The sequence below is a fragment of the Vogesella sp. XCS3 genome (assembly GCF_020616155.1).
Lineage (GTDB): Bacteria > Pseudomonadota > Gammaproteobacteria > Burkholderiales > Chromobacteriaceae > Vogesella.
The window spans coordinates 723,802-738,749 of record NZ_CP085530.1; the positions used below are offsets into that span (position 1 = coordinate 723,802).

The window sequence follows — 14,948 nt, forward strand, 5'->3', positions numbered from 1 at the left end:
TCGATTGTTCTGATGAAGGGGGCGCAAAAGCCGTTACATCTTGACGACCACTTTGCCCTTGGCATGGCCCTGCGCCAGGTAGGCAAGCGCTTCCCTGGCCTCCGACAGCGGGAACACCTTGTCGATGACGGGCCGGATGCGTTCGGTTTCCAGTAGCTGGCCGATTTGATGCAGTTGCGCACCATCCGGGCGTACGAAGAGGAAGCCGTAGCTCACGCTATGCTGGTTCGCCAAGCGCATGATCTTGCGGCTCATCAGGCCGAAGACCAGCCGCAGCACAACGTTCAAGCCCCTTGCCCGCGCGAATGCGGCGTCCAGCGGGCCAATCAGCGAGACGATCTTGCCGCCCGGCTTGAGGATGGAAAGGGATTTCTCGATGGTGTCGCCCCGCACGCTGCCCAACACCGCGTCGTAGCCATGCAGCTGTGTCTCGAACGCGTGCTGCTTGTAGTCAACGACCTCGTCGGCCCCTAGGCTACGCACCAGCTCAATATTGCCCTTGCTGACCGTAGTGCCAACCCGTGCGCCCAGGTGTTTGGCCAGCTGGATGGCAAAGGTGCCGATACCGCCCGACCCGGCCGGGATGAACACTTTCTGGCCGGCTTGCAGATGGGCGCGTTCTTTCAGCGCTTGCCAGGAGGTGAGGCCAACCATCGGGATCGATGCGGCCTGGACGAAGTCCAGATTGGCGGGCTTCAGTGCGGCAGCGTGCTCCGGCACCACGGCAAACTCGGCAATCGCCCCTGTGCCTTGGTCGAAAATGCTGGCAAACACGGCATCGCCCGGCTTGAAACGGGTGACCTTGCGGCCAACCTCTATCACCACGCCGGCCAGGTCGCTGCCGAGGATGGCGGGCAGCTGGAAATGCATCACCGGCTTGAACATGCCGGTCGGGATCATGTTGTCGATCGGGTTCAGGCCGGCAGCGTGTACCTGTACCAGCAGTTCGTCGTCTTTGGGGGTGGGGCGGGCGACATCGCGCAGCGCGATGTCGGGTGATTTGCCGTAGCGTTTGAAGGTGAGCGCTTTCATGTGGTGAGGGTCCCTGTCGAGTCGGTAGATGTTGGCCGGCACGGATTAGTCCGCGAGGAAGGCCAGCACGGCGGGTACAAAGACCCGGTGATACTGGAATACGCCGCCGTGCCCCGAATCCGGGTACAGCGTGAGCTTGGCATTGGGCAGGCGACGAGCCATGTCTGCCGAGTGCTGGCTGGCCACCATGAGATCGTTATCGCCATTGGCGATGAAAACGGGGTGCGTGATCTGCGACAGGTCATCCGGCGCTCCCAGCCCCGCGGCTTTGATGGCCTTCAGTTGCGCGCGCCTTGCTTGTAGAGAGATGGGTTTGTCGCGGTCTTGGGTGCGTTCTGCCAGCGCAGCAAAGTAGTCTTTGGCTGCGCGTTTGCCTTCTGGCGTACGCGGGAAGAACAGGAAGTGTCTTGCATCACGCCAAGTCAACGCCGCCTTGAGGTAGGCCACGGCGGCAACCTTGGTTACCGCTTCGATACCGCCGCCGCCCCGCGGCCCGGTGCCGGCCAGCACGATCCGCCTCACCAGCTCGGGCGCCTGCAGCGCCACCATTTGCGCCACACCGCCCCCCAGCGAGAAGCCGAGCAGGTCCACCTTCTGGAAACCCATGGCACGGATGAACAGGATGGCATCGCGCCCCATCTCTTCTACGCTATCCGGTACCGCACCACCCGACGCACCGACCCCGCGGTTATCGAAGGCGATGACCCGGCGCTGTTTGGCAATGCCATCGATAACGCGCGGGTCCCAGTCGTCCAGCACTGCCATCAGATGGTGGAAAAAAATGACCGGCACGCCGGAATCCGGGCCGAGCTCGCGGTAGGCGAAAGCCACGCCGTGAACGTCAATCGTGCGGGTGGGCACATCCTTCCATTGCCCTTGGTGTATTGGCTGCATGACATGCACAGGGTGCTTATCCGCCAATGTCTTGGTGGCGGATGCGGTAGTGGCTTGGTTTGTGCCCATCAAAACTCTCCCGGCCAGTGGATTGCTCATCCACGAGGTGTTAGTATCAAAGCGATACGAACAATACTACCAATTTCCAGATAAGTCACTATCAAAATAGTATGGACACGAAAAATAGCTATGAAAGCCCATGCCCGATCTCCCGCAGCCTCACCGTTGCGGGCGATGGGTGGAGCATCTTGATCCTGCGGGACGCCCATGCCGGCCTTACCCGCTTTGACCAGTTCCGCAAAAGCCTGGGCATCGCCCCCACCATGCTGACGCGCCGGCTGGCGACGCTGACCGAGGAAGGGCTATTGGAAAAGCGGCGCTATTCGGAACACCCGCCGCGCGAGGAGTATTTGCTGACGGATGCCGGCCGTGACTTTTTGCCGGTGCTGTTCATGATTGGCGCGTGGGGCCGCAAGTACCGGGGAGGGGGAAAGCTGACGCAGTTCTTCGATGCAGAAACCGGGACTGAAATTCAAGCGATTGCGGTAGATGAAGTGACGGGCGCAAAGATCGGGACGCGACCGATGAGAGCGGTTGTGCCTGATGAAGGGTGACAGCAACATCAATGAACACGCTGCCAATACAAGAGTATTAATCGCTCCGTGGTAGATGCTTGAGATGGCTGCTTTCTAACTAGAAGCAGCCATCTTTTAGCGAAGACCTGAAGTTCCGCTTTGGCCGACAACCAGCCTACCAACACCTATCTCCCACAAGCAGCAGTAACCACAAGCACAGGTAGCAGCAATACAGCCCGGTACTGGCCTTGGTCGGTGCCGGGTTTGTTTTTGGCAGGCTTACCATTGGTCACCTCCCCACTCTGCAGTGTCGGTTGTCGTAGCAGCGGGTTCGGTGCTTTCGGCGGGGCAAGCCGGCCCTACCGGTCGCACACGAATGTCTCCGTTATCCAGCAAGCGGATGGAAACGTAGTGGCCTGCGGCCAACCCTGCTACTTGCAACAAGGCTGCGGGCAAGCGTAGGCCGGTTGAGTTGCCCCAGCGGCATAAGCGGACGGTCATGGTTTTCTCCTTGTATCGCCAATGACAATCAGCAAATTGCCGTGGGGCGCGGCGGGCTGGCTTAGCCGAGCGGCGGTACGTAGCACGCGGTACCGTGTGCCCAAGCGGGTACTGGCAGCACGTTACCGGGACTAAACAACTCGGCCAGATCGACGGCGGGCAAGCGTTCTGGGCGGCGGTGGCTGAGGATGTTGATACCGGTCTTGCGCTCGATGCTGCCCACGTACTTGTGCACGCTGCTGCGGCTACGGAACAAGGATTTGACGTCGCGCCCGTGTAGCCAGGCTTCGTACACGTTGCGTTCGGGCAAGGTCAGCATGACGAGTTCGTCGTCGGTGAGCAGGCGCTGGATGGCGTGGCGCAGGCGGTAGTGGCGCAGGCCGCGAAAGTACAGCTCGGCGAGGTCGAGGTCCCACCACGCACGGCCGCTTTGCAGCTTCAGGTACGCCAGCCCTTGCGAGTACAGCTTGAGTTCCACCCGCAGTGCGTCACGGAAGTCGGCCAGAATGCGCTGCTGTAGCGGGCCGGGCGTGCGCCAGTGTTGCTGCAGCTCCTGGTACTTGTCGTAGAGGGTGAGCACGTGGTGGGTGCTGCGGCGTTTGCGGGTAAAGCCCAGGCTGATTTCGCTATCACCATTGCGGTGCTTGCCCTTGCCATGGTGCTGGTCCACCGCATCGATGATGGGCTGCAGCAGCTCGCGCTGGCAGGCAAAGTTGGCGGTGAGGTGGACTTCGGTAAGCCAGTACAAGCCGTCCAGCCAGTACTGCCGCTCTCGCGGGTCGACGGTGATGTGGTAGCGGTGGGTCAGCAGATCAAAGATGCGGCAGACGTAATCATGCAGATTGCCGTGCCCGAACACATTGTGACGCTGCAGCAGCTTGGGTGGGCACACGTGGATTTCCAGCTGGCCTGCCATGCCGGCGCGTACGCTGCGCGAGCGGACATAGAACTGGCTGTCGGGGTGATCGAGCTTACCGTTTAACCCGTTGCCGGCGTGGCGGATTTCACCGCTATCAAAGTCGATGTACTCCCACTGGCCACCGCCCAGCACGCTATGCGTGCAGGGTCCGGTAACCCGGAAACGGTCGATGTGGATATTGGCTGGCTGGGTGCTGGTGATGCTGGGTGTAGAGGTGAACATGATAGAGAGGGCTTGAGGGCCTGGTTGGTGCGTGACATGTTCAAATTGCGTACAAATCTGATGTGGTATAGCGGTTGGCATGCCAATGCGGCCAACCTCGCTGTGGTCCGTTTGATGCAAATATGCATGCATGCGGACGATGCATCAGACACCGCCGCCTGCATCAACGGTGCTCAGCGTTGCCCGCCACGCCCCAGCGTACGCGCCACCGTGGACTGATGAATGCCCAGGCACTTGGCGATTTCGCGCTGCCGCCAGCCCGCGGCGGCGTACTGGCGGATCAGCAACTGGCGCTCGGCCAACGCTACCTGCTTGGCGGTACGCTCGTCTTCCGGCTCCGGAATCTGCCAGCCGGTGTGGAATTCGCCTTCTTTCACCAGCCACCACCACTGGATGCAACGCGGCAAGGGCTCGTGCAGCCCGCGATGCGTTCGCTGCAGGCGCAAGCCGCCGCCAATCTCCGCCGGCGCACACGTATCGGGCGTCAGGCAGACCTCGTGCATACGATGTGCCAGATGCTGCTGACAAAAGCGGTCCCCCGTTTTGCCGCTAGCCGCAAATAGCACCAAGGCGATACCGCGCTTGTTCAGGTCTTGGAGCACCAACTCGACGCGCACTTTGTCGTGAGGTGGCGACTTGCGGTCACTGAACCAGCTCAGCATGTCATCCACGATCACCGCCTTGGTACCGGGCCGCAGCGTTGCCAGCAAGGCGTTGCGGCCTTCTGCGCTATCTAACAGTACCGACTCGTCTTGTTGCTGAGCGCGGTGATAGAGGTGTAGGTGCTGGCGCGTATCGGTGGCCGTCCAATCCGCATCGTAGCTTTGCAGTGCGGCCACGTAGGCGGCATCGGCGGGCAGCAGGCCATTACTCACCAGCAGCAAGGTATCAACCGCACCTTGGGTCTGAAACGGCCCCAAATCGACGTCGGATGCCAGTGAACGCGCCAGCAGATACATGAACTCGCGCCACGCCGCACCGGGCTGGTGCCGGAACACCGTGATCTCGCCGGGGTAGATCAAACCCTGCATCAGGTACGGCGGGGTGTGCCGGGCCAAGGCGGCCAACTCGTCCAGCGTGCTGAGTTGAAACTGGCTGACACGATGAAACTCGTCTTTGGGGCGATGCCATCACGCGTCCTCCTGTGCGGAGGTAGCCTGCTGCGCGGCGGTACTACGACGCGCCATCAGCTTGGCCGCCCAGGCGACCACCTCCGCTTCTACCCAGCGCACGGCCGCACGACGGCTGCTGCCCAAGCGAATCGGCTCCGGGAAGTCTGGCTGTTCATACACAAAACTCTTCTTGAAACCGATGATCTCGGTGACGCGGGCCAGGGTAATCAGGCGCAAGGGCGGTGGCGTGTCGGGCGCAAGCGGTGGTGCGCAGCTCACCGTCAGACGGCTGGCGTAACGTGGCGGCTTCTTGACAGGGGTGCCATCGTGGTGGCGGATGCGCACCGGCACGGCATGGCGATGCGGGTCCAGTATCGTGTGGCTACCATCAGGCGATACGTCATGGTGCAAGCTGGGGCGTACCGGGTCTTGCACGATATAGCGGCGGCCATCTTGCGGTACCGGTTTGAACAGCGCCGCGTACTCGGCACTGACCAGTACCACAGTACCGGCAGGGCTTTGTGCAATACGGGCCATGATGACGTCGCGGCGCAAGGTTGGCCGCAGGGTGGCGGGTTTGGCGGAATGGGACATGGTGTTTCCTTTGCAGTGGGGTTACGGGGGCCAGAATGACAAACGCCAACCAGCCCGGTTAGGGTTAGTTGGCGTCATTCGGTCCTGCCCGCTACTGCAGCGGATTCAAGCCATGCTTCAGCCGTGCTGAAGGAGCGCCTCGACAATAAAGCAGTGTCGATTCAAAGACATCCGTATGGATGTCGGAAGTATTCTTTGCCCGCGCAGGGCGGTTTGTCAATGCAGCCTCAGCCTTGCGATAAACAATACACCTGCCAGTCCGCCAGCAGACTGACACGCTTGTCGTAGAAGTCAGAGCGCAGATACGCAGCCGCTACTGCGTCCGGCAGCCGATGCGCCAAAGCTTGCTCGCAGACCTCGAACGGGTAACTGGTCTGTTCGCCCGCCCAGCAGCGGAAGGTCGATCTGAAACCGTGCACGGTGATATCTGCATAGCCCAGCCGCCGCAGCAGCATGGACATCGCCATATTCGACAGCGGCTTGTCCTTCCGAGCATTGCCAAACACAAACGTCGGGCCGCTAAAACCACGCACGCAATGCAAAATCTCCAGCGCCCGCTCGCTCAGTGGTACACGGTGGGCAACACCCGCTTTCATGCGCTGCTTGGGAATGGTCCACATCTTCTTATCGAAGTCGATTTCGTCCCAACGTGCGCCCACCACCTCTCCAGTGCGTGACGCACACAAAATCAAAAACTCCAGCGCAAGCCGGCTGACGCCATCGTCTTCACGCAAGCGAGTCAGAAAGCCGGGTAGCTCGTCGTAGGGCAGCGAGGCGAAATGCCTTCTACGATCAGCCCGCAGTTTGGGCAAGCGGTGCTCCAGCAAGCCTTTGTAGCGAGCCGGATTGTCGCCTTGGCGAAAACCGTTGGCCGAGGCCCAATCCATGATGGTTTCGATGCGGCCCCGTAAGCGGGTGGCAGTTTCGGTCTTGTCCTGCCAAATCGGCTCTAGCACCGCAACCACCATACCACTGTCGATGTCGGTAATGAGCAAGTCCCCAAACACCGGATAAGCATACTGGGCAAGAGAGTTCGACCACTGCTGGGCATGCTTGGCATTGCGCCAGCCGGGCCGCGCCAACGCGATATAGGCTTCGGCGCAGTCGCGAAACGTTCTAGAGATCGATACGGGCGCGGCTGCGACAGGCTGGCTTGGCTTACGATGTGCAGCCAGGTCTTCGCCCCGAGCGCGAGCTTCCCGCAACTGCTGCGCCAATTCGCGGGCTAACTGCAAAGTGGTCGCCGGGTACGCCCCCAGCCCCACCGACTTGGCCTTGCCAGTATCCATGTAGCGAAACAGCCAACTGGCCGCTCCATTCTTATTGATACTGAGGTACAAGCCCTCGCCATCACCGAGCAAGGCGTTCTTTGGGGTAGAAAAAGCGAGTTGCTCAATCTGTTTGATCCGTGCGCGAATTCGGGTATCCGTGAGTTTGTTTCTGGCCATCTTTGTCACCATGCCTGCAGGTTGAAAGGAGCGCCTTACTATCAAATCACATATCAAATCTGCACGGCTGACGGCGGTTTTGAGCGGAAAATGGCGGAATCCATCCCCCCGCACAAGCTGTTGAATTTGCGCAACAAAACAGCAAAATGGATGATGGCGCACTTGAGTAAAATCGACACCGCTTCCGCCAAAATTTAACCCCCGCAAACATCAAGCCAGTATTGAGAAATCAAGCACTGGCAAGGGTTTGCGGGGGTTTTGCTTTTGTCGGTTGATTTTGGAGTTTCGCAAGGGTGCCCGTCTTGCTGGCGTGCGGTGAGCCCCGAGTTTGCTGCGCCGCACGTGCGAGGTATCAGTCGTGCCCATGCAGTTCCCGTTGCGGTGTGGGCTGTCATGCTAAAGAAGATATGAGCGCTTTCTGGCGGTGTTGTCAGGCGTGGTTGAGGTGGGGTTGTAGTGTGGTAGTAAGTGCCACGCTACAGGCTTCCAGCTCGGGCAGATTCGCCACGGCATCGGCCAGCCGGCCTTCGTCGGCCGCCGTTTCCATCAGCCGGCAGTGTGCGGCCAACTGCAGGGCTGCAATGGACAGGCAGCTGCCTTTGAGTGTGTGTGCCGCCATGATGATGGCTGGCAGGTCGCCTTGTTGCAGGCCCTGGCGCAGCTCAGCCAGCCGTACCGGCATATCGTCAAGAAATGCGGCGAGCAGGAGCGGCAGGAAGGTTTCGTCACCGTCACAGTTTTTCAGTGCCTGTTCGTACTGGAATACGGGCGTGCTGTCTTGTTCGGGCGGCAGGGATGCTGCTGCTGTGTGCGAGTCACCTAGCACGCGATGGATTTCTTCCAGGGTGCGGGTGGCATCGATCGGTTTGCTGATATAGCCATCCATGCCGGCTTGCAGATAGCGCTCCCTGTCCCCGCTCATGGCATTGGCGGTGAGCGCTATGATGGGCAAGGGTGCCAGCGTGCCAGCGGCCTGCATGGCGCGGATATGCTGGCAGGCTTCCATGCCATCCATCACCGGCATTTGCATATCCATCAGTACCAGGTCGAAATGGGCGGCAGCGATGGCGTCCAGTGCTTCTTGCCCGTTGTTGACTACGGTAACGCGGTAACCACGGCGGTGCAGGATGGTCACAGCCAGTTTCTGGTTTACCGGGTTGTCTTCTGCCAGCAGGATATCCAGGCTATGCCCCAGCTCGCGCACTGTATGACGGGTCACCAGCTCGGTAGTGGCGGTGGTATTGCCCGGGTTTTGCAATAGCCGGATGGTGGTTAGCAGCTCGTCTTGTGATACCGGCTTGGTGAGATAGCCGCGAATGCCCAGCGCTTGGCAACGCTTTGCGTCGCCGCGTTCGCCGGAAGAGGTCAGCATGATGACGGTAGCACGACGCCGGTCTTCGCGAATCTGGAGTGCAACGTCAAAGCCAGACATGCCGGGCATGTGGCCATCCAGTAACACCAGCGGGTAGGGGTGCTGTGCCAGCAGCGCCAGCGCCTCGAAACCATCGCCGGCCAGGGTTGGCCGCATCGACCAGTTTTTCAGCATGGCTTCCAGCCAGCTGCGATTGGTAGGGTTGTCATCCACCACGAGTACCGGCATATCGGCCAGCTCGGTTGGCGCGGGTTGTGCGGGTTGCTCGGCGGCTAGCTGCATCGGCACGCTGAAGTGGAAGTCCGAACCGACACCCGGGGTACTTTGTACGCTGATATGGCCACCCAGTAGCCGTACCAGCTTCTGGGTGATGGACAGCCCCAGCCCCGTGCCGCCGTAACGGCGCGTGGTGCTGTTGTCGGCCTGGGCGAAGGCATCAAAGATAAGTTGCTGTTTTTCCTGCGGGATGCCAATGCCGGTATCGCGCACGGAAAAGTCCAGCAACAGGCAGCCATCTCCCTGGATATCTCCCGTTACGGTCAGTACGATTTCGCCGCTATGGGTAAATTTGATGGCATTGCCGATCAGGTTGTTCAGTATCTGCCGTAGCCGCGAGGGGTCGGAGATGACCCGGTCCGGCAGCACAGGGCAGATACGGCAAACTACCTCCAGAGGCTGGTTGCTGGCGCGTAGTGCAAAGGGGTAGACGGTTTGGCTGATCAGGTCGCGCAGCGAGAAGGGCACCGCCTCGATAGTCATTTTGCCGGCTTCGATCTTGGAGAAGTCCAGGATGTCATTAATGATGATCAGCAGTGAGTCGGCCGAAGATTTGACCAGCTCCAGGTATTCGCGTTGCTCGGCGGTAAGTTCGGTGTCGAGCGTCAGCTCGGTCATGCCGATGACGCCATTCATCGGGGTGCGGATCTCATGGCTCATATTGGCAAGAAACGCGCTCTTGGCCTCGTTGGCAGCCTCGGCCTGCGCCAGTGCCTGGTCCAGTTCACGGCTCAGCAGCTCGGCTTCTTCGCGGCGCCTTTCGCTGTGTGACAGGTTACGGTAGGCCAGGGCTGCTATCAGGCTGGCCACCAGCATCAGGATGGCAGCAGTGGCAGCGACCGTAGTATTGATGCTTTGCAGGCTGCGATTGCTCTCGTTGGCCTGCTCCGTGAGCCGGCTGTTGGCACCGATAGTGAGCTCGCGCACGTTTTCGATGACGGCATCCAGGTCTGCTACCAGTTCGCCAGCGCTGCGTTGGGTAAAGTAGCCGTCACCTTTGGCCAGTTTTTTGTCGGTGTGCGCTACCAGGCGGGTGAGCGCCGACATTTGCGTGTTATACCACTGCCCATTCTTGAACAGCAGGCTGTAGCGGTATTCGCTCAGCAGGGTAATACGTGAAACCAGGATGTCGTAGCGCAGTTGCAGCTCATCCAGGTCTTGTGTCTGGCCGGTAGCTACCGCCACCTTGGCCGCCCCCAGCGTGCGGTAGTAATCGATACCCAGCTGCGAGTAAACCCAGACGATATTGTCTTCACCTTGCTCGGCGAAGTGCTGCATTTCAGACTGCTGCCGATGATAGAGCAGCCCAACAACCAGCAAGGCTGCTGCCATGAGAATGGCAAGCAACCATAGCTGGTTACTGACGCGACGGTTGGCTGGGCGTAGGGACACCGGCTTACTCCGGCAGCCGTGCGGGCTTATTCCACACGGATGCGGTTTACCTGCCATACGCAGCGCGAGTAGATGTCTTTGGTGCGCAGTTCAGGTTTTTTGTCAAAGGGGTACATGATGAATAGTGGCCCTTTATCGCGGATGTTAAGTACTTTGCCGTTAATTTTTCGCGCCAGAATAACATCATGTTTTTCCAGGTCGGCCAGTGGGATTTCAGCTGCGTAATCATTCAGCGCGACAACATACAACTTTTTCCCTTTTGCACCGGTGGCTTTCAGGACATCACGGAAAAGTGGCCCTTCGAAGGTCTGTGCTGTTTTATACCAAGGTGTTTCTACCGTCATTTTTTGTTGTGGCAGCTTGTCCAGCATAGCCGCGTCAAACTGTGCATCATTGCCGGCATTTTTTTCGGCAATCAGACCCGATACGGTGAGGATAGGGCGGCCGGCTGGCTTGTCGAGAGCCAGGGCGTTGGCTGAGGATACAACTAGCGCGGCGGCCAGCAAAGTGCGTGCAAACTTCAACATGCTTGTGCTCCTTGGTTGTGAATAAGCACTTCATTATGAACTGTAGCGACTAAAATTCACCCTGTTAGTACCGAGATATCTGTGTTTGCTTGATGGATATCTATAAGTATCATAATGGTATTGTTGACAATGCACTGCAACGGCATATTGTTGTAGATGTGGCACCTTTCGATAAAACACTTATACGGATAGCAAAGTTTGCCATGAGAATGACAGTGTTGATTGTCGACGACAATCCGGCCAACCTGATGGTGATGCGCCACCTGGTTGGCCGCATACAAGACTGTGAGCCGCTCACCATGCAGGACGCCCCGGCTGCGCTGGCATGGTGCGCTAGCAATACGCCAGACCTGATCCTGACCGATTACATGATGCCCGGCATGGATGGGCTGGCATTTATTCATGCCCTGCGTGCCATGCCCCACATCCACGATATTCCTATCATCATGGTTACCACCAGTGATATGAAAGCCGTGCGTCAGAGCGCGCTGGAAAGCGGCTCTACCGATTTTCTTACCAAGCCGCTGGACCCGCCGGAAACCCGTGCCCGTATCCAGAACTTGCTGCAGCTGCGCCGGGCCCAGCGCCAACTGCGCGAGGTCGCCGCGCAAGACCTGGTGATTCGCCTGTCACACATTGCCGAATCGCGCGACCCGGAAACCGGTCGCCACATCGAGCGCATGGCCTACTATGCGCGCATTATTGCCAGCGGCCTGCGGCTGGGGCCGGAAATCGAAGAGCGCATATTTCTGGCAGCACCCATGCACGATATCGGCAAGGTGGCGATTCCGGATCATATTCTGCTCAAGCCAGGCAAACTCACTCCTGAAGAATTCGACATCATGAAAACCCACCCCACGCGGGGGGCAGAGTTCTTGCAGGACAGCGAGTTGCCGCTGTTGCGTATGGCTTACGATATTGCGCTGGGGCACCACGAGAAATTTGATGGTAGCGGCTACCCGCAAGGTTTGTGTGGTGAGGCCATACCATTGGCCGCACGCATTGTGGCAGTGGCGGATGTATTCGACGCCCTGACCTCGGCACGGCCCTACAAAGCTGCCTGGGAGGTTGCGCGGGCGCTGGAGTTTATGGAAAGTCAGCGCGGTCTGCATTTTGACCCCAAGGTGCTGGATGCTTTCTTGGCCAACCTGGAACAGGTGCTGGATATCCAGACCCGCTTGCGCGACGAGCCGGCAGCCTCCGACTGACCTGGCTCTTTTATGGTGAAACCACCTGCATTGCAGGTGGTTTTTTTATGCCTGCTGGGTGCGACCATGATGGTGATATGCCTGAACCCAAGGCATCCAAACTTGCCAAATAACCAAAAAGAATAAAGATTTCGTATTATATTATTTTTTGTATCCAATCGATCACTATAGACTGCGCCCATATTTATCAAAACCTGCTGCGTCAACGCTAGCGGGGCTAGGGCAAGGCATGATCGAAGTACAGAGCATCAGCAAACACTACCAGCACGGCGGCAAGACCGTGGCCGCGCTGGATAACGTCAGCCTGCAGATTGCCAGTGGCGAAATCTACGGCATCATCGGCCGCTCCGGCGCTGGCAAAAGCACGCTGATCCGCTGCCTGAATCTGCTGGAGCGGCCGGACAGCGGCCACGTCAGCCTGCATGGCGAAGACATCACCCGCCTGGGCGAACGTGCCCTGCAGCAGCGCCGCCAGCGCATCGGCATGGTGTTCCAGCATTTCAACCTGCTGCGCTCGCGCACCGTTGCGGCCAACGTGCGCTTCCCGCTGGAGTTGGCCGGTGGCCAAAGCCCGGCGCAGATGGATGCCCGCGTGGACGAGCTACTGGCGCTAGTCGGCCTGCAAGATCACAAACACAAGCGCCCGTCGCAGCTGTCGGGCGGCCAGAAGCAGCGCGTCGGCATTGCCCGGGCACTGGCCAATCACCCCGACCTGTTGCTGTGCGACGAGGCCACCAGCGCGCTGGACCCGGAAACCACCGACGCCATCCTGGCGCTGCTGGCCGACATCAACCGCCAGCTGGGCCTGACCATTGTGCTGATTACCCACGATATGCGCGTCATCCGCCAGCTGTGCGATAGCGTGGCGGTGTTGGACCACGGTCGTGTAGTGGAGCAGGGCAAGGTGCTGGACGTGTTCCTGGCACCGCAGCACGCGGTGACGCAAAGCCTGCTGGCGGAAACCGGCATGGGGCAGGGGGCACTGCAAGGCATCTGGCGCCAGCGTGTTGCCACGCCAGTGATCAAACTCACCTTTGTGGGTGAGCCAACGCTGCAGCCGGTGCTGGACAAGGTTGGCCGCGAGGTGGGTCTGCGCGTCAACCTGCTGTCCGGCACGCTATCGGAAATCAAGGACACCCCGTTTGGCCAGCTGTTGGCCGGTGTAGTGGCGTCGGATGTAGACGTGTCGGCCCTGCCGGCCATCTTTGCCCGCGAGGGTGTGCGTTGCGAGGTGCTGTAAATGCTGGATTTTGACTGGAACCTGCTGCTGGAAATCGACTGGGTCGAAATCGGCGAAGCCACGCTGGATACCCTCACCATGCTGGGCGTGTCGATGCTGTTTACCGTGCTGGCCGGCCTGCCGCTGGGCGTGTTGCTGTTCATCTCGGCGCCGGGGCAGCTGCGTGCCCGCCCACGTCTGTACGCGGTGCTGTCCTTCCTGGTAAACGTGCTGCGCTCGCTGCCGTTTGTCATTCTGCTGATCGTGCTGATGCCGTTTACCCTGTTGCTGGTAGGTACTTCTATCGGCGTGGCTGGTGCCATCGTGCCGCTGGTGGTTGGTGCCGTGCCGTTTTTTGCCCGACTGGTTGAAAACGTGCTGCGTGAAGTGGACCGTGGCGTGATCGAAGCCAGCCAGTCCATGGGCGCGCGCTTGCCGCATATCATGTTCAAGGTGCTGCTGCCGGAATCGCTGCCTGGCCTGATCGGCGCGGCTACCGTTACCGCCGTGGCGCTGGTGGGCTACACAGCCATGTCCGGTGTAATCGGCGGTGGCGGCCTGGGTGACCTGGCCATCCGCTACGGCTACCAGCGCTTCCAGACCGAAATCATGATCGTCACTGTGGTACTGCTTTTGGCCTTGGTGCAAGGCCTGCAGTCGGCCGGTGACAGCCTGGTACGCCGCTGTCGCTTCGACTAACTACATGTTTTAACGCCATTCAACCTGCTGTGCCCCGTATGCCCGCGCCGATCCGGCCGGGCAGGGGGAAGACTTTCTCTCAAAAAGGAAAAACCATGACCCGCATCAGCAAACTGGCCGCCGCCGTTGGCCTGGCCGCCATCGCCTTTGCCGCTCAGGCAGAAAACGTGAAACTGACCGTGGCCGCCTCCCCGGTACCGCACGCCGAGATCCTGGAAGCGCTGAAACCTGCGCTGGCCAAGCAGGGCGTGGACCTGGAAGTAAAAGTATTCAACGACTACGTACTGCCGAACACCCAGGTGCAGGAAAAGCAGCTGGATGCCAACTTCTTCCAGCACATTCCTTACCTGGACAAGTTCAACAAAGACCGCGGCACCACGCTGGTGGTAGCCAGCAAGCCGGTACACATCGAGCCGTTTGCCGCCTACTCGGCCAAATTCAAGAAAGTAGCCGACCTGCCTAAGGGCGCCACCGTAGCCATTCCGAACGACCCGACCAACGCCGGCCGTGCGCTGCTGCTGCTGGATCAGGGCGGCGTGATCAAGCTGAAAGACCGCAAGAATCTGTACCCGACCAAGAAAGATATTGCGGCCAACCCGAAAGACCTGAAGCTGAAAGAGCTGGAAGCTGCCACCCTGCCGCGCGTGCTGAACCAGGTAGATCTGGCGTTGATCAACGCCAACTACGCGCTGGAAGCCAAGCTGAACCCGAAAAAAGACGGCCTGTTTGCCGAAACCACCTCGCCGTACGCCAACCTGCTGGTGGCACGCAAGGACAACGTAAACAGCCCGGCGATCAAGAAACTGGCTGCTGCGCTGACCAGCCCGGAAGCCAAGAAGTTCATCGAGAGCAAGTATCAGGGTGCCGTGGTACCGGCATTCTGATGCTGATGCTGGCGGGTAGCCTGCGGGCTACTGCCGGTTGAAACAGGGGCAAACACCAAGGGCCTGTCGCCAAA

Annotated in this window: 13 protein-coding genes; 5 read left to right on the plus strand and 8 right to left on the minus strand. The window is 59.6% G+C overall.

Translation table 11 applies throughout. The features are described 5' to 3' along the window. Window positions 1-33: 33 nt before the first annotated feature. Window positions 34-1,032 carry an NADP-dependent oxidoreductase gene (locus tag LCH97_RS03340; RefSeq protein ID WP_227303388.1) on the minus strand — a complete coding sequence of 333 codons (999 nt, stop codon included), beginning with the start codon at window positions 1,030-1,032 and terminating at the stop codon, window positions 34-36. A 45-nt stretch (window positions 1,033-1,077) separates the two neighbouring features. Beyond that, window positions 1,078-1,926: an alpha/beta fold hydrolase gene (locus LCH97_RS03345; RefSeq protein ID WP_227303389.1), complete on the minus strand. Its 849-nt coding sequence runs from the start codon at window positions 1,924-1,926 to the stop codon at window positions 1,078-1,080. Between the two features lie 170 nt (window positions 1,927-2,096). Between LCH97_RS03345 and LCH97_RS03350 the strand changes: the two genes are divergently transcribed. Continuing rightward, window positions 2,097-2,540, plus strand: a complete 444-nt coding sequence (locus tag LCH97_RS03350) for a helix-turn-helix domain-containing protein (protein WP_227303391.1) — start codon at window positions 2,097-2,099, stop codon at window positions 2,538-2,540. A 523-nt stretch (window positions 2,541-3,063) separates the two neighbouring features. Here LCH97_RS03350 and LCH97_RS03355 read toward each other — a convergent pair. The 6 genes from LCH97_RS03355 to LCH97_RS03380 all read right to left on the minus strand — a co-directional run bounded on the left by LCH97_RS03355 (window position 3,064) and on the right by LCH97_RS03380 (window position 10,864). Then, window positions 3,064-4,143 carry a phage/plasmid replication protein, II/X family gene (locus LCH97_RS03355; RefSeq protein WP_227303392.1) on the minus strand — a complete coding sequence of 360 codons (1,080 nt, stop codon included), beginning with the start codon at window positions 4,141-4,143 and terminating at the stop codon, window positions 3,064-3,066. A gap of 173 nt (window positions 4,144-4,316) precedes the next feature. Further along, the gene (locus LCH97_RS03360) at window positions 4,317-5,201 is read right to left on the minus strand and encodes a helix-turn-helix domain-containing protein (protein WP_227303393.1); all 885 of its coding nucleotides are present in this window, start codon (window positions 5,199-5,201) and stop codon (window positions 4,317-4,319) included. Window positions 5,202-5,273: 72 nt separating this feature from the next. Further along, window positions 5,274-5,849: an AlpA family transcriptional regulator gene (locus LCH97_RS03365; protein WP_227303394.1), complete on the minus strand. Its 576-nt coding sequence runs from the start codon at window positions 5,847-5,849 to the stop codon at window positions 5,274-5,276. A gap of 227 nt (window positions 5,850-6,076) precedes the next feature. Next, on the minus strand, window positions 6,077-7,297 hold the full coding sequence (locus LCH97_RS03370) for an integrase arm-type DNA-binding domain-containing protein (protein WP_227303395.1): 1,221 nt from the start codon (window positions 7,295-7,297) through the stop codon (window positions 6,077-6,079). A gap of 430 nt (window positions 7,298-7,727) precedes the next feature. After that, a complete protein-coding gene (locus LCH97_RS03375; protein ID WP_227303397.1) occupies window positions 7,728-10,223 on the minus strand; it encodes a response regulator in 2,496 nt (831 codons plus the stop codon). Between the two features lie 140 nt (window positions 10,224-10,363). Continuing rightward, window positions 10,364-10,864, minus strand: a complete 501-nt coding sequence (locus LCH97_RS03380) for a molybdopterin-dependent oxidoreductase (RefSeq protein ID WP_227303398.1) — start codon at window positions 10,862-10,864, stop codon at window positions 10,364-10,366. 203 nt (window positions 10,865-11,067) lie between these two features. Between LCH97_RS03380 and LCH97_RS03385 the strand changes: the two genes are divergently transcribed. The 4 genes from LCH97_RS03385 to LCH97_RS03400 all read left to right on the plus strand — a co-directional run bounded on the left by LCH97_RS03385 (window position 11,068) and on the right by LCH97_RS03400 (window position 14,874). Further along, window positions 11,068-12,072: an HD domain-containing phosphohydrolase gene (locus LCH97_RS03385; protein WP_227303399.1), complete on the plus strand. Its 1,005-nt coding sequence runs from the start codon at window positions 11,068-11,070 to the stop codon at window positions 12,070-12,072. A gap of 229 nt (window positions 12,073-12,301) precedes the next feature. Then, complete coding sequence (locus LCH97_RS03390; protein WP_227303400.1) at window positions 12,302-13,312, plus strand: methionine ABC transporter ATP-binding protein; 1,011 nt, start codon at window positions 12,302-12,304, stop codon at window positions 13,310-13,312. Beyond that, a complete protein-coding gene (locus LCH97_RS03395; protein WP_227303401.1) occupies window positions 13,313-13,990 on the plus strand; it encodes a methionine ABC transporter permease in 678 nt (225 codons plus the stop codon). Between the two features lie 95 nt (window positions 13,991-14,085). Continuing rightward, window positions 14,086-14,874: a MetQ/NlpA family ABC transporter substrate-binding protein gene (locus LCH97_RS03400; protein WP_227303402.1), complete on the plus strand. Its 789-nt coding sequence runs from the start codon at window positions 14,086-14,088 to the stop codon at window positions 14,872-14,874. Window positions 14,875-14,948 lie beyond the last annotated feature (74 nt).

Coding starts and splice junctions, on each gene's coding strand:
- LCH97_RS03340 (WP_227303388.1), bottom strand. CDS start 1,032: ATGAAAGCGCTCACCTTCAAACGCTACGGCAAATCACCCGACATCGCG.
- LCH97_RS03345 (WP_227303389.1), bottom strand. CDS start 1,926: ATGCAGCCAATACACCAAGGGCAATGGAAGGATGTGCCCACCCGCACG.
- LCH97_RS03380 (WP_227303398.1), bottom strand. CDS start 10,864: ATGTTGAAGTTTGCACGCACTTTGCTGGCCGCCGCGCTAGTTGTATCC.
- LCH97_RS03355 (WP_227303392.1), bottom strand. CDS start 4,143: ATGTTCACCTCTACACCCAGCATCACCAGCACCCAGCCAGCCAATATC.
- LCH97_RS03350 (WP_227303391.1), top strand. CDS start 2,097: ATGGACACGAAAAATAGCTATGAAAGCCCATGCCCGATCTCCCGCAGC.
- LCH97_RS03370 (WP_227303395.1), bottom strand. CDS start 7,297: ATGGCCAGAAACAAACTCACGGATACCCGAATTCGCGCACGGATCAAA.
- LCH97_RS03390 (WP_227303400.1), top strand. CDS start 12,302: ATGATCGAAGTACAGAGCATCAGCAAACACTACCAGCACGGCGGCAAG.
- LCH97_RS03385 (WP_227303399.1), top strand. CDS start 11,068: ATGAGAATGACAGTGTTGATTGTCGACGACAATCCGGCCAACCTGATG.
- LCH97_RS03395 (WP_227303401.1), top strand. CDS start 13,313: ATGCTGGATTTTGACTGGAACCTGCTGCTGGAAATCGACTGGGTCGAA.
- LCH97_RS03375 (WP_227303397.1), bottom strand. CDS start 10,223: ATGCAGCACTTCGCCGAGCAAGGTGAAGACAATATCGTCTGGGTTTAC.
- LCH97_RS03365 (WP_227303394.1), bottom strand. CDS start 5,849: ATGTCCCATTCCGCCAAACCCGCCACCCTGCGGCCAACCTTGCGCCGC.
- LCH97_RS03400 (WP_227303402.1), top strand. CDS start 14,086: ATGACCCGCATCAGCAAACTGGCCGCCGCCGTTGGCCTGGCCGCCATC.